The organism is Microbulbifer mixtoriginis (SeqCode), from assembly GCF_052466695.1.
In genome coordinates this window covers 4,881,939-4,906,167 of record NZ_CP174285.1, presented here as the reverse complement: position 1 = coordinate 4,906,167, position 24,229 = coordinate 4,881,939, and the positions used below count along the sequence as shown (strand labels likewise).

Annotated in this window: 26 protein-coding genes and 1 pseudogene; 7 read left to right on the top strand and 20 right to left on the bottom strand. The window is 48.5% G+C overall.

From position 1 onward, the window contains the following. Positions 1 to 103: 103 nt before the first annotated feature. From ACJJI0_RS21435 to ACJJI0_RS21395, 10 genes are all read right to left on the bottom strand, one after another. A complete protein-coding gene (locus ACJJI0_RS21435; protein WP_444884125.1) occupies positions 104 to 589 on the bottom strand; it encodes a hypothetical protein in 486 nt (161 codons plus the stop codon). 36 nt (positions 590 to 625) lie between these two features. Continuing rightward, complete coding sequence (locus ACJJI0_RS21430) at positions 626 to 1,990, bottom strand: IS4 family transposase (RefSeq protein ID WP_444884124.1); 1,365 nt, start codon at positions 1,988 to 1,990, stop codon at positions 626 to 628. A gap of 869 nt (positions 1,991 to 2,859) precedes the next feature. Further along, a complete protein-coding gene (locus tag ACJJI0_RS21425) occupies positions 2,860 to 3,174 on the bottom strand; it encodes a hypothetical protein (RefSeq protein ID WP_444884123.1) in 315 nt (104 codons plus the stop codon). Between the two features lie 124 nt (positions 3,175 to 3,298). Beyond that, complete coding sequence (locus tag ACJJI0_RS21420) at positions 3,299 to 4,069, bottom strand: hypothetical protein (protein ID WP_444884122.1); 771 nt, start codon at positions 4,067 to 4,069, stop codon at positions 3,299 to 3,301. Positions 4,070 to 4,167: 98 nt separating this feature from the next. Continuing rightward, positions 4,168 to 4,521, bottom strand: a complete 354-nt coding sequence (locus ACJJI0_RS21960) for a DUF6559 family protein (RefSeq protein ID WP_507021904.1) — start codon at positions 4,519 to 4,521, stop codon at positions 4,168 to 4,170. A gap of 94 nt (positions 4,522 to 4,615) precedes the next feature. Beyond that, positions 4,616 to 4,933: a hypothetical protein gene (locus tag ACJJI0_RS21415; protein WP_444884121.1), complete on the bottom strand. Its 318-nt coding sequence runs from the start codon at positions 4,931 to 4,933 to the stop codon at positions 4,616 to 4,618. A gap of 82 nt (positions 4,934 to 5,015) precedes the next feature. Continuing rightward, the gene (locus ACJJI0_RS21410) at positions 5,016 to 5,747 is read right to left on the bottom strand and encodes an HNH endonuclease (RefSeq protein ID WP_444884120.1); all 732 of its coding nucleotides are present in this window, start codon (positions 5,745 to 5,747) and stop codon (positions 5,016 to 5,018) included. Between the two features lie 26 nt (positions 5,748 to 5,773). Then, positions 5,774 to 5,968, bottom strand: a complete 195-nt coding sequence (locus ACJJI0_RS21405) for a hypothetical protein (RefSeq protein WP_444884119.1) — start codon at positions 5,966 to 5,968, stop codon at positions 5,774 to 5,776. 276 nt (positions 5,969 to 6,244) lie between these two features. Beyond that, positions 6,245 to 6,532, bottom strand: a complete 288-nt coding sequence (locus ACJJI0_RS21400) for a hypothetical protein (RefSeq protein ID WP_444884118.1) — start codon at positions 6,530 to 6,532, stop codon at positions 6,245 to 6,247. Between the two features lie 47 nt (positions 6,533 to 6,579). Continuing rightward, the gene (locus ACJJI0_RS21395) at positions 6,580 to 7,761 is read right to left on the bottom strand and encodes an SEC-C metal-binding domain-containing protein (protein WP_444884117.1); all 1,182 of its coding nucleotides are present in this window, start codon (positions 7,759 to 7,761) and stop codon (positions 6,580 to 6,582) included. Between the two features lie 775 nt (positions 7,762 to 8,536). Here ACJJI0_RS21395 and ACJJI0_RS21390 point away from each other — a divergent pair. Then, positions 8,537 to 8,746: a site-specific integrase gene (locus tag ACJJI0_RS21390; protein ID WP_444884116.1), complete on the top strand. Its 210-nt coding sequence runs from the start codon at positions 8,537 to 8,539 to the stop codon at positions 8,744 to 8,746. Between the two features lie 21 nt (positions 8,747 to 8,767). Further along, a pseudogene (locus ACJJI0_RS21385) lies at positions 8,768 to 9,616 on the top strand (integron integrase); the annotation flags it as partial. A 59-nt stretch (positions 9,617 to 9,675) separates the two neighbouring features. On the opposite strand, the gene aroC reads toward ACJJI0_RS21385, so the two are convergent. Beyond that, entirely contained in the window at positions 9,676 to 10,752 is a 1,077-nt protein-coding gene (gene aroC / locus ACJJI0_RS21380) for a chorismate synthase (RefSeq protein WP_444884115.1), read from the bottom strand. 177 nt (positions 10,753 to 10,929) lie between these two features. Next, positions 10,930 to 11,853, bottom strand: a complete 924-nt coding sequence (gene prmB, locus ACJJI0_RS21375; RefSeq protein WP_444884114.1) for a 50S ribosomal protein L3 N(5)-glutamine methyltransferase — start codon at positions 11,851 to 11,853, stop codon at positions 10,930 to 10,932. 374 nt (positions 11,854 to 12,227) lie between these two features. On the opposite strand from prmB, the gene folE reads away from it, so the two are divergent. Both folE and ACJJI0_RS21365 read left to right on the top strand, forming a co-directional pair. After that, a complete protein-coding gene (gene folE / locus ACJJI0_RS21370) occupies positions 12,228 to 12,773 on the top strand; it encodes a GTP cyclohydrolase I FolE (RefSeq protein ID WP_252082843.1) in 546 nt (181 codons plus the stop codon). Between the two features lie 60 nt (positions 12,774 to 12,833). Continuing rightward, a complete protein-coding gene (locus ACJJI0_RS21365) occupies positions 12,834 to 13,178 on the top strand; it encodes a 5-carboxymethyl-2-hydroxymuconate Delta-isomerase (RefSeq protein WP_444884113.1) in 345 nt (114 codons plus the stop codon). Here the strand turns inward: ACJJI0_RS21365 and ACJJI0_RS21360 are convergent. The 7 genes from ACJJI0_RS21360 to ACJJI0_RS21330 form a co-directional block, all read right to left on the bottom strand. Further along, the gene (locus tag ACJJI0_RS21360; protein WP_444884112.1) at positions 13,175 to 14,041 is read right to left on the bottom strand and encodes an alpha/beta fold hydrolase; all 867 of its coding nucleotides are present in this window, start codon (positions 14,039 to 14,041) and stop codon (positions 13,175 to 13,177) included. The two genes, ACJJI0_RS21365 and ACJJI0_RS21360, sit on opposite strands and share 4 nt — an antisense overlap. A gap of 133 nt (positions 14,042 to 14,174) precedes the next feature. Beyond that, positions 14,175 to 14,633: a phosphohistidine phosphatase SixA gene (gene sixA / locus ACJJI0_RS21355; RefSeq protein WP_444884111.1), complete on the bottom strand. Its 459-nt coding sequence runs from the start codon at positions 14,631 to 14,633 to the stop codon at positions 14,175 to 14,177. A gap of 19 nt (positions 14,634 to 14,652) precedes the next feature. Further along, a complete protein-coding gene (locus ACJJI0_RS21350; protein ID WP_444884110.1) occupies positions 14,653 to 15,171 on the bottom strand; it encodes a DUF4389 domain-containing protein in 519 nt (172 codons plus the stop codon). Between the two features lie 12 nt (positions 15,172 to 15,183). Beyond that, positions 15,184 to 16,215, bottom strand: coding sequence for an NAD(P)H-dependent glycerol-3-phosphate dehydrogenase (locus ACJJI0_RS21345; protein WP_252082853.1), 1,032 nt, complete (start codon positions 16,213 to 16,215; stop codon positions 15,184 to 15,186). Between the two features lie 252 nt (positions 16,216 to 16,467). Continuing rightward, positions 16,468 to 18,384, bottom strand: coding sequence for a molecular chaperone HtpG (gene htpG / locus ACJJI0_RS21340; protein ID WP_252082854.1), 1,917 nt, complete (start codon positions 18,382 to 18,384; stop codon positions 16,468 to 16,470). Positions 18,385 to 18,645: 261 nt separating this feature from the next. Next, positions 18,646 to 19,857 carry a serine hydrolase domain-containing protein gene (locus ACJJI0_RS21335; RefSeq protein WP_252082855.1) on the bottom strand — a complete coding sequence of 404 codons (1,212 nt, stop codon included), beginning with the start codon at positions 19,855 to 19,857 and terminating at the stop codon, positions 18,646 to 18,648. 246 nt (positions 19,858 to 20,103) lie between these two features. Further along, the gene (locus ACJJI0_RS21330) at positions 20,104 to 20,706 is read right to left on the bottom strand and encodes a peroxiredoxin (protein WP_252082857.1); all 603 of its coding nucleotides are present in this window, start codon (positions 20,704 to 20,706) and stop codon (positions 20,104 to 20,106) included. A 305-nt stretch (positions 20,707 to 21,011) separates the two neighbouring features. On the opposite strand from ACJJI0_RS21330, the gene ACJJI0_RS21325 reads away from it, so the two are divergent. From ACJJI0_RS21325 to bfr, 3 genes are all read left to right on the top strand, one after another. Then, a complete protein-coding gene (locus ACJJI0_RS21325; RefSeq protein WP_435583619.1) occupies positions 21,012 to 21,254 on the top strand; it encodes a bacterioferritin-associated ferredoxin in 243 nt (80 codons plus the stop codon). Positions 21,255 to 21,403: 149 nt separating this feature from the next. Further along, positions 21,404 to 22,732 (top strand): DUF2254 domain-containing protein, encoded by a 1,329-nt coding sequence (locus ACJJI0_RS21320; protein WP_444884109.1) that lies wholly within the window; start codon positions 21,404 to 21,406, stop codon positions 22,730 to 22,732. A 299-nt stretch (positions 22,733 to 23,031) separates the two neighbouring features. After that, positions 23,032 to 23,523: a bacterioferritin gene (gene bfr / locus ACJJI0_RS21315; RefSeq protein ID WP_252082861.1), complete on the top strand. Its 492-nt coding sequence runs from the start codon at positions 23,032 to 23,034 to the stop codon at positions 23,521 to 23,523. A 112-nt stretch (positions 23,524 to 23,635) separates the two neighbouring features. On the opposite strand, the gene grxD is transcribed toward bfr, so the two are convergent. Further along, positions 23,636 to 23,968, bottom strand: a complete 333-nt coding sequence (grxD, locus tag ACJJI0_RS21310; RefSeq protein ID WP_444884108.1) for a Grx4 family monothiol glutaredoxin — start codon at positions 23,966 to 23,968, stop codon at positions 23,636 to 23,638. Positions 23,969 to 24,229 lie beyond the last annotated feature (261 nt).

Below are 24,229 nucleotides of genomic sequence, written 5' to 3'. Positions count from 1 at the left end.
ACTAGTTTACACATAACGTTGCCATTTGCGGCAGACAAAAGTGGAGCGAAGCGTAGCTTTTGGCTGTCCGGCCCAGCTTCGCTGGGCGTACAACATGGCCTTGTTAAGCATTTTTTAGCTCCAGCCTTGAATAAAACTCTTCATTGACTTCGCGGATGTAGTAAACAACACCCTCAATAGGCGCCAATTCAAATTCTTTACTTAGTGCAAGCAAAGCCTTTGATTCTGCTTCCCTACTGCTCGCCTCCTGAATACCTTGTGCAGTTGATTCAAAATTATAAGACAGCTGCTCTAGCTCGAAGAATCCGTAGCGGCTACCTAATCTCAGAAAATCTTGCATACTGCGAGCAATAACCAAATTTTCTTCTCCGAAGTTCATTGGAACAGTCATGACAATCGGGGATTCTTCTAGCGCTAACTCTTTGAAGACACTAAAATGCACACCGTCACCACCCGTTGTAGCAAATGCTACACAATTAACTGGTGAACATTCATACCACCCTTCCACTAGCCCATCAGTCAATTGAAGACCTTCGTTTTTGATATCTTCACGTGATGAGAAATTTTTCAATTTTTCGATGATGTCCATAGGTATGCTTAACGCCTTGCCTGTGCTTTATACACATCATTCAAGTCCATTTAAAGCCTCCGCTGCCTCCATATAATGGAGAAGCTTTGTGTACCCCTGCCAAACGGTTTTAACTCCAGGCTCACCATCGCCGCTCCGCCCCAGAAAGCCTCCAAGTCCTGCCAACATACGAGTTATATCTCTCATACTTGGAGCTTCATTGGGTGGGGAGGTTTTAGCTTGCATTATCCATATCATACGCCACTCTTTTTCAGAGTAGAATTTCGTACACGACGTATCAGGAAGCGTTCGTGCCCGTGTTGTCATGAAGTGTAGACGCCACCCAATAATCATATAGATTGCAATACAGTTCAACATTCGCTGCTCGGTTCTAAAGCGATTACTTTCTATCTGGCATCCGCCTTTCAGCACTCGAAAATAGGTTTCAATTTCCCATCGACTTCGATACCACTCAATAATGATCCTCGCTTGCTTAAAGTCCTCAACTGCAAGATCGGTCAGCAGCATCCATTCAATACCTTTTCCCCCTTCTGGTGGGCTTAATTCCTTAGCAAAGACTGCGTAGAGAGAAAGAGGTCGTTTTGATTTTCCTTTTCCCTGCAATCTTACTTCTGCAATGGATACACTGACCTTAGCTTCCCTTTCTGGCTGTCCATTCCTTTTGGGGATACCTACTGAGTATTTCCCGATGGACTTCTGCTTGGTCATATAGTCCCAAAGTAAAGTCGTATCTTCTCCTTCGATCTCTAAACTACGATTAGCCTTGGCTCGAACAATATAGCTTGCACGCCGCTGTTCATTTTGATCTTCAGCTAATTGAAACCACTCATGAATATCCCCCTCTCTATCCGCGATGCTCACAATCGTGGTTTCAGGGCAGCGCTCTTGTATCTCACAAGCTGATTCATAATGGTCTAGCCAGCGTCGACTCTCTTTATCTTGTATCGACTTGGTATAGCGAGAATTAGCACTAGATTCTTTATCTCGCTGCCACATGCTACCCTCAATAATGCCCAGATTATCTCTGGATGGTGTTATAGCGATAGAGGTATGTAGGAGCTGCTGATTAGTCTCTTTGCGTCGGAGTGTTCCCATTTCTTTGCTTTCTAAATCGGTAGCAAAATTTAGGAAAGTGGTATCCTGAGGGATAAGAACAACTGGTTGAACCTTGATTCTTTCAAGAGTGGCTGATTTATGGCCACTCATAATGGAGTCAAAGCTGACTTTATCATTTTCGATAAATCGATAGGCTGCAAAGGTTTCTGCCCAAGACTTGTTTGCACAGGGAATGCTACCCTTTGGGTCGGAACTTAAATTACTGAGAATATTGGACAAGCGCTTATTCAATCGTGTATCACCCATAACCTGATTTTTCACTTCGTCCCTGACCCAGTCCTGCATAATTATCTAGCCAAATTTGTAGCCCCTATAACGTACAAACTGTAACTCATTGATTTTTATAATAAAACTGAAAAAACTTGTGTATAAAACTTAGCGCCTTGCTTAGCGGCAGCCGAAACACAGTGCAGGCTGTCCGGTGGAGACCACGTCTTTTGTGGCCGGAACGTACTACAGCAACTGGTTATGTGTACCCGCCGAACCGTCTAATTCAAGCTTTAAATCCATAGTTCACCTCCATTTTTGAGATCCTTTAACTTCCCTAATATTTCTTCAGCATGATTACGATCTCTGCATGGAATCATAACCTTTCCTTTACCTTTTTTCCGATTCCATATCATTGGATTACCAGATTTAGATTCAAGAATCTCAAATTCTCCGGCTGACCTGGGGATTTGATATTTTGGCAAAGCTCAGTCCCTTCTTAAAACACATAACGTTGCCAGCAAGGGCAGCCGAAGCAAAGCGTAGGCTGTCCAGCCCAGCCACCGGCTGGGCGAGCTTGCCTGGCCTGGTTATAGCTGGCGCGCTCTGAACGACCTACTTGCTCTCTGCCAGCCACCTTTGGCTGGCCGCTGCTCAATATTTACGAGGAAAGAATACCGCACTTTCCCCAACTAATTCCTATCTTACTGGCACTCCACGAAATTGCTGTGGACTGCCTCTTTTTACAGCACCTGAGCGAACGCTCTAGGAGCGAAACTGCTTGAATAGCAATCAGTAAAAACTGCTCAATACTGGGTGCTATTTAGTGGCACAAAACCTTCAGCTACTACGAAAAATTAATAAAACCGACCGCCACAATAACGCCTAAAGCACGGGCGGCAAAACCATAGCGAAGCGGCGGTTTTGGCGTCCCGTGCCTTTACTTGTTAAAACGCGCCCTCCGCAGCCTTACGAAAGAACAGCCAACTTGCGTTAGCAAAATAGCCGACCAAACAGCTCCACAAAAATAAAATTGAAGCAAGACCTAAATACCGGTGATCTCTGAATCCAGATTCTGCAAACATGCGAAATGCTGTAAGGTCATAGCCGAAAATCTGAAATTTTAAGACTAAAAGGATTGGAACAAACGCAAATGTCAGCATTGCCATAAAGAACCAAACTAATCTAGGTACGCGCATTGCCAACCAACGAAGTCTTGCTGTGATATTTCGGCTATAAACCGCCTTAATTTTTTCGATCAAACCTCAGGTTCCTTTTGAGTTTTAACGCTCAGCTAAGCCGCCGGAACGGAGTTGGTTGTTTTGTGCGAGCGTAGCGGAAGAGCACAAAACGAGCAACGCAGTGGAGGTCGGATTGAGCTGTTTGTTAAGCAGCATCTGGCACACGAACCAAAAACTTGCTGAATTCTGCTTCCATTTTAGAGTTATTCGCCTCTATAGTCTTGCGATACTCTGACTCATTAAACGGCATATTAAGTTCATTACGTATGCAAGTTATGGCTTTAACTTCTAACTCTGACAAGCTTATTGAAGCTTCCATACACTTAACAAACAACTCCTTCATAGCTCGGTTTAGCTCAGTATATTTTGCGTCTCTGCTTTTAACAATATGATCAATCTGCGATGAATAGTGATCAAAATTATCTTGTAATGCTTTCCACAGTCTCGGGTCACTATCCCCCCTAAGGTTGTATGCAGTCATTTCATTAAGCATTTGATTCTGTTTCTGGAAGTTACCATCCAGTTGAGAAGATAAAATCTGAATATCTGTTCTAAGGTTATCCAATGGTAGCTTTTCGGGAACTAGAGCAAGAATAGCCTGGGCAATAGCAGCAGAGAGTTCCGTGACGGCTTGTACAGTAGAGTTTTCTGCAACTATGGTTAATTTTGCTGTAGCCACTCCCTGAGCTGATGAACTTTCCATTTCTTGCTGCGATATATTCGGAAGTTTCATTATCATTAGCTTAGAAGTCACCAGTTGTTCTGCTGCCGCCAAATATATACCTGACTTTAAAGAATGTTCTCTATCTTCTTTTTTTGATTTTAACTGGTAACGATTCGCTAGCCACATCCCGACAATCGTAATAAATGACCCGATTGAAGCTCCTAGAACTACATCTGAGATTAAATTTTGCACTAAGTTCTCCATGGTGCTTAACGCTTAAAGCACCTGCATCAAAACCATAGCAAAGCGACGGTTTTGATGTCGGGTGCCTTTGCTTGTTAAAGATGGGTTCAATCCAAACCTCCTGAGCCAGAAAAGTCGTTGCTAGAATCTAATTCTAATCCGGAAGAATCGTTATTACTCATGGAGATCACAACAGATCCAATTTCTTTCCTAGCCTCGATTGAGGTAAGGCTTATGTTAGATTCTGTACAATATTTATCAAACTGCTTTTTCTCTGACCACATGTATATTGCGTACATTTCATACTTAGATAATTTGGGGTAGTGGCTTTGAACACTATTAGTTACCTCAGAGGCCAAATACTTCCTCTTGTTACCCCAATCATCTGACAATTTACGCCTCAAATCCCTTTTGAAGATCTGTATGGCCTTGCGCTTACTTGAAAATTTTAAGAGCCACACTATTGAGTACCTTTAACGTTGCCAGCAAGGGCAGCCGAAGCGAAGCGTAGGATGTCCAGCCCAGCCTCCGGCTGGGCGATCTTGCCTGGCCTGGTTATGCTTGTTCTGGGACATATAAATACTTTAAATAACGCTCTTGATAAAAAGATTCAAGACTCATGTTTGACTGAAACAACTCGGACCAAACTTCGTAATTTTTAATAAGCTTATCGCCATCCTGTTTATAACAAACTTGCTCTGGATACATATCAATGCCGTTGCTTTCAGCATATTCCTCAGCTTCTTTTCTCGCTCTACTATGCGCCTTCTTGAAAGAATCGGTTTTAATGCAAACTACTCTTTCTTCAAAGATATTCAAGCCCTCAGAATTGACTCCGAAGTGATAAACGCTTCTAGCACCATACCAACTCAACTAATTTCTCCTCCAAAGAGCATAACGCCGTGCTCTGGGGCAAACCGGAGCGGAGCGTAGGTTTGTCCCTAGCAGCACTTTGTTAGGGCTGATATACATTTGCATTATGGTATGCAATGAATTGTTCCGATATTGCATGACCTTCCTTTGATACGATATTTTCCAAACGTAATTGCATTGCTCCATAGTCAAGCATGGCATGATGATTTGGACAAACACAGATCATGTTTTCGACCACATCAGGCCCACTATGTGGCTCACCAAGCGGTTGAATGTGGTGGGCTTCTGCATATTTTTTCCCCGCAGGCATCTCTAATGTCAAACCGCAGATTTGGCATTCATAGTCATTCAAAGCTTTAACCTTTGCAGATAGCTTTGAATCTCTGATGATTCTCGAAACCGTTACATCTTCTCTATCCGGCGAAGAAAGGTCTACCGGCTTAAGATCAAACTCATCTTGAATATAGGGCGTCCAATTAAATTCTTTTGATTTTCTTACTTCTTCAGCCCACCAAGGGTAATCACCTTCGTCCTTACCAAAGAGTTTGAAGTACCCTTTTCCCGGTTCAAATGAGTCTGTGCTTATAATTATTCCGGTTATACCTGGAAGGTTATTCTCATGGGTCCAATCAGCGAGAGCTGCAAGTCCTTGCTTTTTTAGACTCTCACCCCAAGTAGGGCCAAGATATGTAAGCCCCAACGCTTCGTGGACATGCTTATAACCCAGGTAGGTTTCGGGTTTTCCAGGGACAACTTTACTTAGATGAGGAACTAAAACCTCTAATACTCTTCTTCCAGAACCTTCAAGTTCCATTCAGAACCTCCATGTCAGATTGAGCCTTAACGTTGCCAACAGGGGCAGCCGGAGCGTTTGCGTGCGAAGCGCGCTGCGTAGGCTGTCCAGCCTAGCCCCACAGGGTCTGGGCGAGCCTGCTTGGCCTGGTTATAGCTGGCGCGCACTGACCGACCTACTTGCTCTTTGCCAGCCACCTTTGGCTGGCCACTGCCCGATAAATTTACAGGGAAAAATACCATATTTCCCCCACCAATTAACTATCTGATTGGCACTCCACAATGGTGCAATTGACTTGCAGGGGCTGTTGACTTAAAACGAAGGCATTTGAACAAAACTGCGGTGCCAGCTTGCAGGAAAACTCTCTGGCGAAGCGTGTTCAGGTAGAGATTGTTACTGGCAGCAACTACAAACTATCTAAAAATTGACCGCCACAATAACGCCCGCATTTGCGGCTGGTTTGGAGCGCAGCGGAAAACCAGTCCAGTAACATGCGCTTGTTAGGCATTTGGTACAAGCTAGCGAACAAGGTGTGCCCCAGCTATTTCTAGCATCTCAATATCGATAGCCAGACCAGATTCCGAACCAACTACAACGCCTGTCATTCCGCAGCGCGGACAACAGGCAGTAGCTCCATCATCCCACCATCTGGTAATTTCAGATGGTGGATATATTTCACCACAGCCAATACAACCGCAAACATCACTTCCTACTATCTGCTCTCTATTATTGTCAGTGGCACCCTGATAAGAAAATGGATCAACACTAGGATCCCAATAACGGCCACTTTTTAAACGTATACTCATTATGTGCCTAACGCCGCATTCAGCGGCTTGTCCGCTGCAATGCTTTGTTAAATGCGCTCTATGGATACTATTGAACCTGGTACTTCACTACTGACCAAGTCATCTATTTCAAAGTGCACAGTATAATTCTCAGACATTGCAAGATCGTATATCGAAGTTTTTTTATACTCTCTAAGGTTACTCCACCAATCCAAATTAAAAAAAGCATTTTCTGCGTATGCAAAAATACACTTCGTTAACCACGATTTGACGAACTCCGAACCTTTCTCAAAAACTTCCTCCAAGTATTTTTCTATAACATTATGCTCTTTCAAGTAAGAAACCACATAAGCAGCACAACCATTAACAGTTACCGTAGACAAAGCAAAATGTTGAAAGAGATACATAGGATCACCTAAGTTCTGAACCTTGACTCCACTGATATTGTAATATGGCGACATTGTAGCGCTTACAGAAAGACAGAGAGGTTCATCCAACACAATCACATAGGAAGAGAGCAAATCATACTCACTTTGTACTTTTGCTCTCTCATATTTATTTTTAATTGATGAAATATCTTCAAATCCTTTGAGTACATCTCTTTTTAGGCGAAACAATTCGCCCTGAAGAATCAACTGTTCACTCAACTCATAGCCTTTATCAAAGTTTTCTAATTGCCAGATAACTGCTTTTTTAGCAGCACTTTTCTGATAGTACTCATGGCAAACCGCACGATATGAACTAGCCCAGCAATTCTCCGGTGTAGCAATGAATTCATTTAATTCTATGTCTTTAAATAGCTCAGTATCATGATATTCACAGAACCCATAAAATATTGACGCTTCCTTTTTGATGCCTGTTTTTATATCTCTTGGCTGTTCAAAACCATTTATATTCCGATAGAAGGTTCCTACGTGACCATCTTTTGCCATACTAGACAGCACTCTACCTCGTTGCACTGTATGTGCACCTTTTATTGGAAGCTTACAGTTTCTATCATCAAAAGAAGCTGAACAGTATTTTTTACTGTCAAAAATCTTTGATAGCTCTTTTCTTACTTCTCCTTTACTTATTTTTCGGTGCTTATTCCTTTCGAGATGACAGTCTTTATATTCTTTTCCACTTTGACACCAACAAGCTTCATAGCGCCCAGTTTGTGAGGCTTGGATGATTGCATGACAAAATCGAGTTTTAGTTTCCTCATCGAAGCTTCGTATCATACTGCTCAATCTTTCCGATAAATCATCCATATACTTCATTCTCCATTGAGCATTTAACGCCGTGCTAATGGGCAGCCGAAGCAACGCGTAGGCTGTCCCGTGGAGGCCACGTTTTTTGTGGCCGGAACGAAATTCAGCACTTTGTTATGAGTGCTCACGCAACCTACCTCTGACACCACTTAAAGACAACGAACCCCACTTCATATTCACTATTTTTAAGACCACAGAGAACACTATTGGGATGATAATATAGGTAACCAGACCAAAGTGGAGCAGATGAAAACCTAAAATATGGAGTAGATTAAAGGACAGATAAAGTAACCCCAATACTACCAACATGCCAATCAAGAAAGTCTTAATTTTGAATGAGCGCTTTATAATAAATGAAGACTTACAGGTGTCACAGACAAAGCGCTCGCTAATTAAGGGGGCTTTAACAGTCTTATTTTCGCACTCAGGGCACTTCCGTTTTAGCACGATTTTTCCTTACTCATAACAGTTAATTCAAAAGAAGCATCTTTATATCACCCTTCTATATAATTCTACTCACCACTTTCAAGATAACCTAAAAAACCCAATAATATCAAAAAGTTAAGAGCTTTGGCATAATTCTCAACAGGTAGATATATAGCAGGCACTATATATCTACCTGCTTTTTCTGCTCTTTATAACATTACCAACCCTATAAAAGTCAAAGAGTTAGACCCTCACCCCCAGAAATAGGAGAAGCTTCTCTTGAATTCTGATATTGACAACAGAACAAAAGAGCAAACACTGTATATAAAAACAGTTTAAGAGCAATATCATGGACGACATTCGCCACAAAATTCCAAGTAAGCCTGAACGCTTTATGGACAATCTGCGATTTCATATCCGAAAACAAGGACTATCGTACCGAACAGAGCAAACTTACACGCATTGGGTTAAACGCTTCATTCATTTCAATAAAAAGATGCACCCTGCTGATATGGGAGCTGTTGAGATTGAGACGTTTCTCTCTCACCTTGCAGTTTAAGGTCTTTGCTCCGCAAATACACAGCGAATAGCTCTGAACGCTTTGATATATCTATACAAGAGATTCTTAGGTAGGGATATTCACGCATTAGACTTTAAACTGGCAAAACAACAAAAGTACTTGCCTGTGGTTTATAGCCGTAGAGAAATATCAGGAATTTTGGATCATCTTGAAGGCACTTACAGATTACAGGTTGAGCTAATGTACGGTAGCGGTCTTCGCAGTGCCGAACTGCTTTCTTTGCGTATAAAGGATATAGACTTCGACAGCAATAATATTTTTGTTCGAGGTGGTAAGGGAGATAAGGATCGCACCACAATATTACCCAACGGGCTAATTGTGCAATTACATAGGCAAATAGAGACTGTTTCCCTATTGCACCAACAAGATCTTTTGGCTGGTTTTGGTTCGGTTTATTTACCTAACGCTTTGGAAAGAAAGTATCCAAGTGCAAGCCGACAACTCGCCTGGCAATACCTTTTCCCTTCCAGGACCATCGGCCAATGTCCTCGCTCCGGTGAAAACAGAATGCACCATATGCACGCAACAACTTTAGCACGCCAGGTTCGTTTAGCTGTCAAGCTAGCGGGAGTCAACAAACCGGCTCGTTGCCATGCATTTCGCCATAGTTTTGCGACTCACTTGCTCGAAGCGGGTTATGACTTGCGTACGATTCAGGAACTGCTAGGGCATTCGGATGTTAGTACTACTGAAATTTATACCCATGTCGTAAATCGGGGAAATAAAGGCGTTTTAAGCCCCTCGGATCGACTGCGCAACATTAATAAAATTGAGGAAGCTGGAGCTAACTATTTTTTGGGGAACAAAGTAGAGGAAGTACACGGGCTTAGCTTATTGGCTGCATCTTAGCGGCGAGGAGACCGGATACCGGCTTTCGCCGGTATCGCAATAGAAAAAGGCCGATCAAATTATCCCGGTGTTACGTCGCCGTTCTGTGCTCGGTGGCGCAGAGCATGGTCGATCAAAACAAGAGCCATCATTGCTTCAGCAATTGGCGTTGCGCGGATACCTACGCAAGGATCGTGGCGACCTTTGGTAACCACCTCAATAGCATTGCCTGAGCGATCGATACTTCGGCCGGGGATACGCAAGCTGGAAGTGGGTTTCAGGGCAATATGGGCAACAAGATCCTGGCCACTGGAAATACCACCGAGGATGCCACCGGCATTATTGGAGAGGAAACCCTCCTCGGGAGTAATTTCATCGCGATGCTCGGTGCCCTTTTGCTCCACACACTCAAAGCCGGCTCCAATCTCCACCCCTTTCACCGCATTGATACTCATCAGGCCGTGGGCCAGGTCTGCATCCAGGCGATCAAAAATCGGCTCGCCCAGCCCTGCAGGGACGCCGCTGGCTTGTACTGAGATCCGTGCACCGATGGAGTTACCCTCTTTAATCAAGGCTTGCATATAAGCTTCCATCTCGGGTACTCGTTCAGCATCCGGGCAAAAGAAGGGATTCTGCTCGACCTGCTCCCAATCCAGTTTTTGCACTTTAATTGGTCCCAGCTGGGACAGGTAACCGCGTACTTCAATACCATACTTCTGCTTAAGCCATTTTTTGGCGATGGCCCCGGCCGCAACACGCATGGCGGTCTCCCGTGCAGAAGAGCGGCCTCCACCGCGGTAGTCGCGAATACCGTATTTTTGCCAGTAGGTGTAATCGGCGTGCGCCGGGCGTACCTGCTCAGCGATATTGCCATAGTCTTTAGAGCGCTGATCCGTATTTTCAACCAACAGGCCAATGGGAGTACCGGTAGTTTTTCCTTCAAACACACCGGATAGAATTTTCACTTGATCCGGTTCACGGCGCTGTGTGGTATAGCGAGAAGTACCCGGCTTTCGGCGGTCCAGCTCCAGCTGGATCTCCTCTTCACTGATCTCCAACCCCGGGGGGCAGCCATCGACGATACAGCCCAAGGCTGGACCATGGCTCTCGCCAAAGGTGGTGACGCAGAACAGCTTGCCAAAGGTATTGCCCGACATATGCGACTTTTCCAGATAACGGTTGATAAATTAACAGCGGTTGGCTTTATGCAGAGCCGCGCATTATAAAGGATCTAGCCGCCGCGCGCGGCGTTCAAGGTAAAAAGCACAATTGCTGCAGCTATGTGGCTTTATCAGAGAACCCGGCAATAGCTTTTGCCGGGTTCAGAAAAAGAATTACTCTTTTTCAAAGTGGCTTTGGTAGGCGAGCAGCTCTTCGCGACTAATCACAAACACACCGTGGCCACCATCCTCAAATTCGGGCCACATAAATGGCACTTCCGGGAAAGCCTGTTCCAGAGCTTCCCAACTGTTGCCCACCTCACAGACTAGTAAGCCTTCTGGCTGCAGGTGATTGGCAGCCTCACGCAGCAAACGGCGGGTAAAATCAAGACCATCGTCACCGGAACCCAAGGCAATCTCCGGCTCGGCCAGGTATTCTTGCGGCATCTCTGCCAGATCGCGTGCATCCACATAGGGAGGGTTACACACGATCAACTCGTAACTCATGCCTTGCAAACCACTGAAAAGATCCGACTGCACGGCCCGCACACGCTCGTTGAGCTGGTGGCGATTGATATTCAGCTGTGCCACTTCAATAGCGCCTTCAGAAATATCACTCAGGTCGACTCTCGCTTCAGGGAAGGCCTCTGCACAGGCGAGGCCGATACAGCCACTGCCACAACAGAGGTCGAGGATTGCCAACGGTTCTACATTGAGCCAAGGCTCAAAATTGTGGCGGATCATTTCACCTATAGGGGAACGCGGCACCAACACCCGCTCATCCACATAAAAAGTCATATCGCAAAAATGCGCTTCATTGGTCAAATAAGCCGCTGGCAAACGCTCGATAAAACGCCGCTCTAGGAGAGTAAGCACGTCCCGTCTCTCCTCCATGGTCAACCGCGCATGCAGGATTTCCTGCTTACTGTAGGGCGGCAGGTGCAGTGCGTGGGTTACCAGCAGTACCGCCTCGTCCCAGGCATTGTCCGTGCCGTGACCATACCAAAGGCCCGCTTCGCTAAAACGGCTGGCTCCCCAGCGGATATAGTCCAAAACCGTGGTCAGCTCGTGCAGGCTGGATTCACGCCTTTCTATCATTGAATCTATCCTTAAGTGCTATGTATCTCATCAAGGCCTATTGTCACTCATTAAGTAGCCTCTGCTGTGGCTATAGAAGCGCCAATCAAGGCACGAGGAGTGTAGTTTGGTTGTTCCAAATAAGCGACGAGTAACGCTGAGTGACGGTTTAACAGCTGTAACCCGAAGGACCTAGGCTAATTTTCACCCAACTGCATTGTCGGTCGTTTATGTGGATTCACTCCTTTTGCCTCCCCGAGCTCACAATGGCCCCGAGAGTAGCGATCAAATTGGTACCAATAGGCCCCTAGGTCCGCGCGGATCTTTACTCTCGGGTTACAAACGCTTAGGGTAGCGCACCCGCCCCCTCGGGCTGAGATGTTGGAAAGAGCAGCATGAACGAACACTACGCACGAATTATTGAAGCAATCGGCGAAGACCTGCAGCGCCCCGGACTCAAAGATACTCCGAAGCGCGCTGCCAAGGCCATGGAATACCTAACCCGCGGCTATCAGCAGACCGTTCAAGAGGTTGTCAGCGACGCACTCTTCCCCAGTGACTGCACCGACATGGTATTGGTCAAGGATATCGAGCTCTACTCCCTGTGCGAGCACCATATGCTGCCATTTATCGGTCGCGCCCACGTGGCCTATATCCCCCAAGGCAAGGTGCTGGGCCTATCCAAGGTAGCGCGTATTGTCGATATGTACGCACGCCGCCTGCAAATCCAGGAGCAGCTGACCACACAGATCGCCAAAACCCTGCAATCTGTCACTAATGCTGCCGGTGTTGGCGTTATTATTGAAGCAAAGCATATGTGCATGATGATGCGCGGCGTGGAGAAGCAGAACTCCGTGATGAAGAGTTCGGCAATGCTGGGCACCTTCCGCGAGAACCAAGCCACACGCAACGAGTTTCTTTCCCTGATCAGCCGCCCTTAAAGGCTGCGAGCTAGCAACGTGCGGTCCCCTGGGCCGCCCGCAATCACGGAGTGAGCCACCATGCCCCATCTGGTTATTGAGTACGCCAAGAATCTGGAAGACCGTATTTCTGTCGCCGCCCTGGTCAGCTCGGCTCAGGAGGCAATGCATAGCTCCGGCTTATTCGCCTCCCATACCATCAAGACCCGCGCCAAGCCCTACGACCAATTTATTGCCGGTGAGCACGGCGATAGCTTTATTCACGCGGAAATCCGTCTACTGGCAGGCCGCAACAACCGCGAGCGGGAAGCGTTGAGTTCAGCGGTTTTTAACTGCCTGTGCCAATTTGCCGATGGGGTACCAGCGGTCTCGGTAGAAGTGCGTGAAATGGACCCCGGCAGTTACTCAAAGCGGGTGCCCTTCTAAGCTTCTCCACGCAGGAAGGGACCAAACCACTCGGCAATGCCCTCGGCGCCCTCTTCCATATGCAGGTGATGGCTGCCGGGTATTTCCCTAACCTCGATCGTTTTATAGCTCTCCAACACCGGACGCAGCCGCTCGATCATATTCGCAATCCCCTCCTTCGCCAGCACCAGGCGCACCGGCATGCTCAGGCGGGATAGAAAAGCGCGCACCTGTGCCTCGTTAAGCTTGGCAGAGGACGCCGCCATCAGGCGCGGATCATTACTCCAGGTGAAGCCACCTTCTAGTGGCAGGGTCCCCCGCTCGGCCAGCGCACGCGCCGCCCATTCTGTCAGCGGGAACATGCCGTTCATACGCGCTTCTACCGCCCCCTCAAAAGTGGGGTAAATCTTTGCCCTGCGCTGGCTGTAACGGGCACGCTGGGCGATAGCCTTAGCGAGAATTTCCGGCGCCTCGCTATCCTTGGTAGCAGGAGGTACCAGGCCATCAATCAGGGCCAGGCGTTTGATGCGTTTGGGGAAGGTGCCTGCCGTTATCACACTGGCAATAGCACCGCGGGAATGGGCCAGTAAAGAAAAATTGCGCCAGCCCAGTGCTTCGGAGGCACCGATAATATCCTCAGCTTCTTCCCAAATATTGTAATTAGCATGGGGAGACCGATGGTAGCTGCGCCCATGGCCTGCCATATCCACGGCAACCAAATTAACGCCTTTCAAGAGTGGGGCCAGACGATCAAAGCTGGCGCAATTATCCAGCCATCCGTGCAGTGCCAATACCGGCTCTCCTGTGCCATCCCCCCACTGCTTTGCGGCAATGGTCTTGCTGTCGAATTCCAGGCTGATCTCACGGGGGGCGGCTTGCTTCATGCGCGCAGATTCCAGAAAAAAGTGAATATTAAAGAGCCAGATGGTGCAGGTCCAAAGGCCCGCAGGCAATGACAGTTAGCGCCAGCAACCTAGGGATTTGAAGGCAAAGGGGAAAAACCGGAGGGAAAAATGGCTAGCCGGGGTGCTGTAACCACTGCAACTCAGCACAACCATTAGCCCAGACCTCCGCGCTGACACAGGCGAGGCTGGAAGTCCCCATCGGGTGTTGATTGCCACTACCGCAGAGACCGTTCAACAGGCTACCCACCAGTGGTTGATGGCTCACCAGGAGAAGAGGGAAATGATCGGCTTGCTGTTTCTGTAACTTATCGAGTAGCTGCTGTGGATCGGTATCGCCAATCAGCAATGGCTCGGTAACAACAGGCAACCCCAAGTGGGCGGAGACAATATCAGCTGTCTGCTGAGTGCGCACAAAGGGGCTCGCCCAAATAGCGCGCACTGAGGACAACTCCCCAGCGCGCTCTTTGCATACCTGCGCCACCTGCTTACGACCGCGCTCCGTAAGCGCGCGGCCGGCATCGTTACCGTACATGGGTTCGGCCTTACCATGACGCAGGATAAACAGCTGCATTGACTTCGCCTCAATCGCTTTAGTGTGTGTCGCCGCGCTTGTCAGATTCACCCTTCTGCTCACTGAAGGGCGTTGAGGACTCCTCTGCGCTCTCCTCTACCAGCTCGGGTTTACCGTCATCACTACCGAGGATAATGGCCTCCTCGGCTTCTTCTTCCTTTTTGGACTCAGCTTTTTTCTCGGACTCGGCTTCATCATCGGAAGCCATAACTTCTGCATTAACCTCTTGCGCGCCCTCGTAACCGGAGAGATCGTCCACTTCAGATTCCGGCCACTCTGCAAAAGGAAAAGGCTTTTCCTCAGAGTTGTAAATTAAAAACTGTATCGCCTGATAAATATAGGAGGCGAGTTGGTCGCCAAAACGACGCAAATTATCATTGGCACTGCCACCAATAATCGAGAACAGGAACTGCAGCACAACCACCGCGAGCAGCACCCAGCTGGCAATCTGCAGGCAGATAGCAAACAGCACCATATAGATCAGCCGCACCCACTGGTTCCCGGAAGTCAGGTTGCGCTTTAAATCATCATTTTTCATAAGAGGCTTCCATCAAGGCTTGGCCGAGTAGGCCACATCAAAAGTTTGCGCGCCCGACATTAAATTGCGAATTACCTCAGGAATCGGTCGCTCTTCAAATAATATGGCGTGAATTGCGGAAACCAAGGGCATGTAGACGCCCATTTCATCCGCTTTCTTTTTAATCAGACGAACCGTATTCACCCCTTCGGCAACCTGACCGATTTCCGCGACAGCACGATCCAAAGGCTTGCCCTTGCCCACCAAATAACCTACCCGGTAGTTACGGCTGAGGTCGGAGGAACAGGTCAGGATTAAATCGCCAACGCCGGCGAGGCCGATAAAAGTCATAGGATCTGCACCCATAGCCTCGGCAAAACGCATCATCTCTGCGAGCGAACGGGTAATCAGCAGGCTGATGGTATTTTGCCCCCGGTCCAAGGCCGCCGCCATACCGGTGACAATGGCATAAATATTTTTCAGCGCCCCAGCCAGTTCCACGCCAAATACATCGTTACTGGAGTAAACGCGGAAGGTCTCGGAGTGCAGCGCGGACTGGATATCCTTGCACAGCGCCTCATCTTCACTGGCAACCACGGTTGCGGTGTAGTGACCCGCGACAATTTCCTTGGCAAAGTTGGGCCCACTCAGCACCCCCACGCGCATACCCTGGGTCTCCTCGCGCAGGATATCGCTCATCAAATGAAAACTGTCGTGCTCTATTCCCTTAGTGGTGGAAATCAACATGGTGCCCGGTTTTAGCAGCGGGGCCACCCGGCGGACCACTTCACGGAAAGATTTACTCGGGATAGCGACAAATACAATATTGCAGTTCCGTACCACTTCCTGCAGGTCGCTGCTGATACAAAGTTCTGGGTGCAGGGCCACTCCGGGCAAATACTTGCTGTTCTCACGGGTTTCTCGACAGGCTTCCGCGCTCTCCGAATCCCGCATCCACTGGCGGGTATCGTGACCATTACCCGCAATAATATTAGCAATGGCCGTACCGAAACTACCGCCGCCCAATACAGCGATGGAGAGAGGGTTGGAAGTTTCCTTTTGCATATTGATACCGATAAAGCTTCTCGAGGGCAGGGATTATAGAGGTATGACCCGCTCAGCCCAAAGGGTTCAACTATCAGGATCTTGCGCGTAAAGTTACAAATTAACACGCCAAAAACGGAAAACGGCCCCAGCGGGACAAGCTACCGGTTGCACAACCGGGCTGTTCCGCTGAGGCCGCAGAAATAAGGCGCAAGAACTTCCGAAGAAATCACCGCGCCAGGCTCCTGAAAGCCAATAACAACTGATTAAAACTTAGTCGTGCATTTCCAGCAGCAGTGTATTCAGGCGACGCACGTAGTCGGCCGGATCTGTTAGCTGGTTGCCCGCCGCCAAATTGGCCTGATCCATCAGAATATTGGTGAGATCGGCAAAGCGATCCTCATCCTGCTCCTGATCCAGGCGCTGTACCAGCGGGTGCGATGGGTTGATTTCAAAAATCGGTTTAGCCTCTGGTACCGCCTGTCCAGCCTGTTCGAGGATACGGCGCATCTGCGGACCCATATCCTGTTCGCTCACCACCAGACACGCCGGCGAGTCCACCAGGCGAGTGGTAGCGCGTACAGATTCCACACGGCTATCCAGAACAGACTGCACGCGCTCAACCAGCGCACCGGACTCATTCTCAACTTTCTCGCGTTCGGCTTTATCCTCTTCGCTCTCGGCTTCACCCAAATCCAGCGCGCCTTTAGCCACGTCCTGGAACGGCTTGCCATCAAACTCGTTCATATGGCCCACGAACCACTCGTCCACCTGATCGGTGAGCAGCAGCACCTCGATACCCTTCTTGCGGAATACTTCCAGATAGGGGCTGGATTTCGCTGTCGCGAAATTGTCTGCGCACACGTAGTAGATCGCCTTTTGGCCATCTTTCATACGGCTGACGTAGTCTTCCAGGGACTGATCTTGTTTGTCGGTATCGGTATGCGTGGTGGCGAAACGCAGCAGCTTGGCCACTTTCTCTTTATTGGAGAAATCCTCTGCCGGCCCCTCTTTCAGCACATTGCCAAACAGGTCCCAGAATTTCTGGTACTCGTCACCATCCTTCTTCGCCAGCTTATCCAGCATATCCAGCACACGCTTAGTCAGTGCGCTTTTGATCGCATCGGTATTGCGGTCTTTTTGCAGGATTTCACGGGAAACGTTTAGCGGCAGATCGTTGGAGTCCAGCACACCCTTCACAAAACGCAGGTACAGCGGCAGGAACTGCTCGGCGTCGTCCATGATAAAGGTGCGTTGTACATAAAGCTTGAGGCCGCGGGCGGCATCGCGCTGGTACAAGTCAAAAGGTGCACGCGCCGGAATATACAGCAGGCTGGTGTAATCCTGCTTGCCCTCAACACGATTGTGGCTCCAGCTGAGTGGATCATCAAAATCGTGGGAAATATGCTTATAGAATTCTTTGTACTCCTCGGCTTTCACTTCGGAGCGTGGGCGGGTCCACAACGCCTGGGCCGCATTGACCGCTTCAAACTCGGGCGCCTTCTCTTCTTTTTCTTCCTCACCCTCTGCCGCCGGCATTTCCTCTTTCAGCATCTCTACCGGAATAGCGATGTGGTCGGAGTACTTTTTAATAATGGAGCGCAGGCGCCAACCATCGGCAAACTCTTTGGCATCTTCTTTCAGGTGCAGAACGACACGGGTACCGCGCTGGGGCAACTCTGCATTTTCTACGGAATATTCCGCTTCGCCGTGACACTCCCAGTGCACACCCTGATCGGCTTCTGCACCTGCGCGACGAGTAAACACATCCACTTTATCGGCGACAATAAATGCTGAGTAAAAACCAACACCAAACTGACCGATCAGGTGCGCGTCTTTTTTCTGGTCACCGGTGAGTTGCTGCATAAAGGCGGAGGTACCGGAGCGAGCGATGGTACCGAGGTTTTCGATCACTTCGTCACGGCTCATACCAATACCGTTATCGGTAATGGTCAGGGTGCCCGCATCTTTATCGAACTCGATACGAATACGCAAATCCGTATCATCGGCAAATAATTCTGGTTTGGACAGTGCCTCAAAGCGCAGTTTGTCAGCGGCATCGGAGGCATTGGATACCAGCTCGCGCAGGAAAATCTCCTTATTGGAGTAGAGCGAGTGGATCATCAGGTGCAGCAGTTGCTTGGCTTCTGTCTGGAACCCGTGGCTCTCTTTGTGGGCCTCAACGGTCATCTGTAGGTCTCCCCATACACGTCAATCGGAACAGGGAGCAAATATTGGGACCTGCTGACAGGTTTCAAGGGCAAAGCTGGAAATAGAGGATATCTGCATGATGCCGTAACGCAAACGGCGCTGACAGTAATTCGCTATTCAGCTGGGACTTTACGGGAAACGGTGGGGTTTCAAGAAGACATTTTAGAGTTGGGACTTCCCCTTAAAGCCCCACCAGCTGGGGCTTTAAGGGGAGCGCATTATTGACTATTGCACAATCAACTAACGCTTGCGACTGGCCTTCGCCTTGAGCGTTGCGGCTTTGCCCTTGCTGCCTGTCACGTCGATCACAAAGTTGGCGGTCATATCGGAGATCACCCGGGATTCGGCATTCAGCAAAATGGCGATACCGATTTTTAGTTTCTCCGAGTAGGCAACTGCCGCACGGAAACCTGCCACCCAGCCACCGTGATAGATAATGCGGTCATCACCAATGGTGTAGAGACGCCAGCCGAGGCCATAACCGGCATGAGATAGGTAATCCCGCCAGATACGATGGCGCATATGGCGCTGAGTGGACACTCGCTCGGTGGTCATATCCTCAATCATTGCGGGAGAAAGTACCTTGGGGTAGTAACCCATTTGTGCTTTCAACCACTGGGCCATATCCGAAATACTGGCGTTGACACCCGCCGCTGGGGCAGCGAAATAGTACTCTTTTTCCACCTTCACCGGACGCCAGCCACTGCCTGTTTGCACATGGGGCGCGGCGCGGTTGTCCGAGGCCATAAAGCTCTCCCAACCTACCGAGGCATTCTGCATTTTCAGCGGTACAAAGATTCGCGTCTTGAGTTGTTTGGCAAAGGTGGTACCTGTCGCCTCAAGAATCACATCTTCAATCAGGCTGAACAGCACATTCTGGTAGCCATAGCATTTTCCCGGAGTACAGCGTGGGTCAATATTCGCGAATTTCGGCAATATTTTGCTGAGCGGTTTATTGTCCTCCAGATAATCATCGTAGGCATTGGGCGTTAAGCCGGAGGAGTGACTGAGTAAATGCTCTACCTGCAGCTGGCGAGACAGGGACGGCGTCTTGAAGCTAAGATCCGGCACATAATTGACTACCTTGTCATCCCAATTAAAGCGCTCCTCATGCTCCAACAGAGTGGCCATACTGGCGGCAAAGGTCTTTGAGACCGAGGCCAGGCGAAAAACGGTATCCGAATCCACCTTACCTTTCTTTCCGCGTGTGCGCACACCGTAAGTGTCCATGGCCACCACCCGGTTGCCATCAACAATGACATAGGCACCACCGGGGATCGACTTGCCAGCCATCATCTTGCGGAAGTATCGATCGAACTCCTTGGCCCTGGCGTCTATATCCATCGCCCGCACAGGTAGCGCCACAGCGCATAGGAGCAGTAGTGAAAGAATGGTACACGCCTTCCAGGCACGTAGGTGGTAGACGATATTTGAAAGAATTGCAGGTCTCATAAGCAAATCGAGCCGCCAAAGCAATCCGGTACATGCAGATAAGACTAGCAGCCAACGGACAAAAACTCTATTTAGGCGCCACGCAGGACTGACTGCTGAATTCTAGTCGCTTGCCATTAGTCTTGTGTGAATCCCCATGCCACCCGCATAGATCTGCGTATTGGCACTCATTAAAACGAAAAAACCGCCTTTCGGCGGTTTTTTCTGCATCGGGACTAGCTTCGAGCTAGCCCAGCGATCTTGAGCTTACAGCTTCTCAGCGTTCTCGCTCAGGTAAGCCGCTACGCCTTCCGGAGAAGCGTTCATACCTTTGTCGCCTTCCTGCCAACCGGCCGGGCAAACTTCGCCATGCTCCTGGTGGAACGCCAGAGCATCAACCATACGCAGCATTTCGTCAACGTTGCGGCCCAACGGCAGATCGTTCACAACCTGGTGACGAACCAAACCTTCCTCATCGATCAGGAAAGAGCCACGGAAAGCAACGCCAGCGTCAGCTTCTACGTCGTACGCCTGGCAGATTTCGTGCTTAACATCGGCAACCAGAGTGTATTTTACAGGGCCGATACCACCGTCGTTGACCGGGGTGTTACGCCATGCGTTGTGAGAGAACTGAGAGTCGATGGAAACACCGATTACCTCAACACCACGCTTTTCGAACTCGGCAAAGCGGTGGTCGAAAGCGATCAGCTCAGAAGGACATACGAAGGTGAAGTCCAGCGGATAGAAGAAAACTACTGCTTTCTTACCTTTAATCGCTTCTTTCAGGTTAAAGGTATCGACGATTTCGCCATTACCCAATACCGCTGCAGCGGTGAAGTCCGGAGCCGGCTTGCCTACCAGTACTGCCATGAAAACCTCCTCAATCCAATGATGGGTTGTTGATAAAGAGAGTGAAGTGTTCAATTTATACGCAACAGCTATAAATTGAATAGGAATTGATAGTGGGCCGCTATGATACACATCCACTAATTGCAGGCCCATAAATTTTTTTAATGAGCCTGATAGCGGAAAAGCTATGCGTGAACCAGGCCTCAAAATAGGAAAAAACAACCGATAATTCGCATAAAAAAGAAACACAGAGGTCGCTTTTTAATCTTTCTGGAATCTTATTGACACTCATTCTCAATTGCAATAGGATTCACATCAGTCTAGTATTGAACAGAAATCGAGCAGAGCCCACCACGATGTATGTATGTATCTGTAAAGGTATAACCGACCGCCAAATCAAAGAGGCTGTCTACGATGGCTCCACTTCAGTGAAGGCCTTAAGACGCCAGCTCGGAGTTTCTTCCCAGTGCGGTCGCTGCGCCGAGCAGACCAAGGAAATTATCAGTGAAACCCTGGGTACCGGAATGATTTCCTCTGCCACCAGCGGACTGTTTTACTCCGCCAGCTAAGCTCTCTTTTTGGCCGCCGCGCACGAATAGATTGCCATGAATGGCGGCCAGTTATACTTAAAGCCCTACCCCTGTAGCTTTCCCTAGACTTCTGGCAATCACACTCGGTGCGCTAAGCTGGGTGCACATCAATGTGCTCAGCTTTGCCCATGAAGAAGCACCTCTTACACTTCTATGAACGGCTTCGCTCCAGCTTTTGGAGTGTGCCACTCGTGATGATTCTGTCGGCGTTGCTGCTCGCCTACCTGATGCGTCAGCTGGACGCCCTTTTAAGCGCACTGCCTGTATTTGAAACAGGCCATATCGCCACTCTCGACTGGCTGCATATGACCGACGTTAACAGCGCACGCGCCTTGCTCTCGGTAATTGCCGGTTCAACTATTACAGTTGCCGGTACTGTATTCTCAATTACTGTGGTGGCCCTAACCCTTGCCTCCAACCAATTTGGCCCTCACCTGGTAAGAAACTTTATCCGCGATCGCAGTACCCAGGGGTCCCTCGGGATCTTTCTCTCAACTTATGTCTATGCACTGGTCACAATGCGCGGTATTGAGGGTAGCACTGGGGAAATCACTACCTATGGCTTTGCTATCCAAGTCGCTTTACTGCTCACTCTAATCAGCGTCGGCTACCTCGTTTATTTCATCCACAACGTGGCGCAATCCATCCAAGTGGATAACATCGCCCACCAGATCAACCTGGAATTCCACCAGGCAATAAACCGTGAATACCCAAGCTCAACAGAGCCCAAACGCGGCGAGCACTTCGATACTGAGCGCCTGGCATTGGGGCCTGGGTGGATCCCCTTACCCACTCCCCGCGGGGGCTATATACAAATCATCGATCGGGAAAAAATGATTGCCATTGCGGAAAAATTTAATTGCTGTGTGCAGGTCAATTATCACCCAGGCTCCTATGTGCATCACTGGGGACACATCGGCAGAATTTATCAGGGCGACAACCCTGAAAAGATAATTCCACCACTGCAGTCCGCCCTACAAATTGGCGCATTGCCCACTGCCGAGCAGGACATTGTTTTTTCAGTGCGCCAGTTATCACAGATTGCAGTACGTGCACTATCCCCCGGTATTAATGATCCTTTCACAGCCTATTCCTGTGTTGACCGCCTCATTGAGGGGCTGGGTACTGTGCTGCAAAGACCGGAACCTGCGAATTGTTTTACTGACTCCAGCGGAGCTTTACGCCTAATCAGCTGCAAATTGGAATTTGCTCAGCTGCTTGATGCTTCACTGGATGAAATCGTCGAACACGGCCGCGCCAATGGCGTTTTTATGCGCCACTTACTCAACGCATTGGAACATCTCGCCGAAGTTTGCCAAAGGGAAAAAGACAAGACTGCACTATTTAATTATCTGCAACGTCTGGCCAACGACAATAAAAACTTTATTAGGAGTGAAACCGATTCCACTGAAATTCAGCAAATAATATCTGCTATTCAAAAAAAGCTCGCCAGCTGACACTGCAACCTAAACAAGAATCATTTTCGTTGCTATTTTCGGCCAAATTCGTGTTAAAAACCGTGTTTTTTCTGCATTCCGCAGCTAACAACTTCTTCTTGACTTGCCGCAAATCGCAACGCAAACTCGGCCCGGATTGCAGCTATCACCCTAAAATAAATTGTGGGAAATCGGTCAGCTGCAGACATAAGTGACTAACACAATTTAGTGACTTTTTATTGCTACTTATTTCAAGTAACCAACAAATAGGAATTCTCTGAGGGTGTTATCTAGCTCGCAGGGCCACAGGAGCAAAAGCTATGAAAGGCGATCCCAAGGTTATCGAACATTTAAATAAAGTACTGGGCAATGAGCTGGTAGCTATCAACCAGTATTTTCTGCATGCGCGCATGTACGACAACTGGGGTTTAAAAGAGCTAGGCAAACAGGAATACCACGAATCCATCGATGAAATGAAACACGCCGATTGGCTGATCGAGCGTATCCTGTTCCTTGAGGGTATCCCCAATCTGCAGCACCTGGGCAAATTGATGATCGGTGAGAATACCGAGGAAATGCTCAAGTGCGACTTGAAGATTGAATCCAAAGCAATTCCCGATCTGCGCGAAGCCATCGCCTATTGTGAATCGGTACGCGATTACGGCAGCCGTGAATTACTGGAAAAAATTCTCGACTCCGAAGAAGAGCATGTCGACTGGCTGGAGACTCAGCTCGAACTGATTGACAAAGTGGGCATTCAAAACTACCTGCAAACTCAAATGGAAACTGCAGCCGGCCACTCTGGCAAATAATTAGAACAACCTTAACAGGTATAAAAAAACCGCAGTTTCAACTGCGGTTTTTTTATTCTCAACCATGTACTGCCGCTTTCACCAGGCAGATACATCGAAGCAAAAACGAAAATTAACCTTCGCCTTCACTCTCCGCCGATGCCTCATCGATCAGGGTTTTCAGCTCACCATTTTCATACATTTCCATAATGATGTCGCAACCGCCGACCAACTCACCCTTCACCCAAAGCTGAGGGAAAGTCGGCCAATTGGCGTACTTGGGCAATTCAGCGCGAATATCTGGATTAGCCAGGATATCCACATAAGCAAAGCGCTTACCGCAGGCCATCATCGCCTGGGAGGCGCGCATGGAAAAGCCGCACTGGGGCGCGTTGGGGCTACCTTTCATGTAGAGCAGAATGTCGTTGTCAGCAATCTGCTGTTTGATGTTCTCCAGTGTATCCATAAGCGTGAGAAACCTCAGGTGGTGGAAGCAAATTTATTAACGTGTATCGCATCGGCACCCAGCCATTGCGCACGGTCGGCCATTGTACCTCAGCGCAGGGGGGAATAAGTACCCGCAGCAGTGCATAGCCAAAAAATGCGCACCACTCCCCAATGGCCCCATCCTTTACAAAGAGAAATCAAATAGATGGCCCACACGCCGTAAAGGCTGTGTTAGCATTAGTTCAACAATATAATTTGCAGATTAAAATACATCAAACAG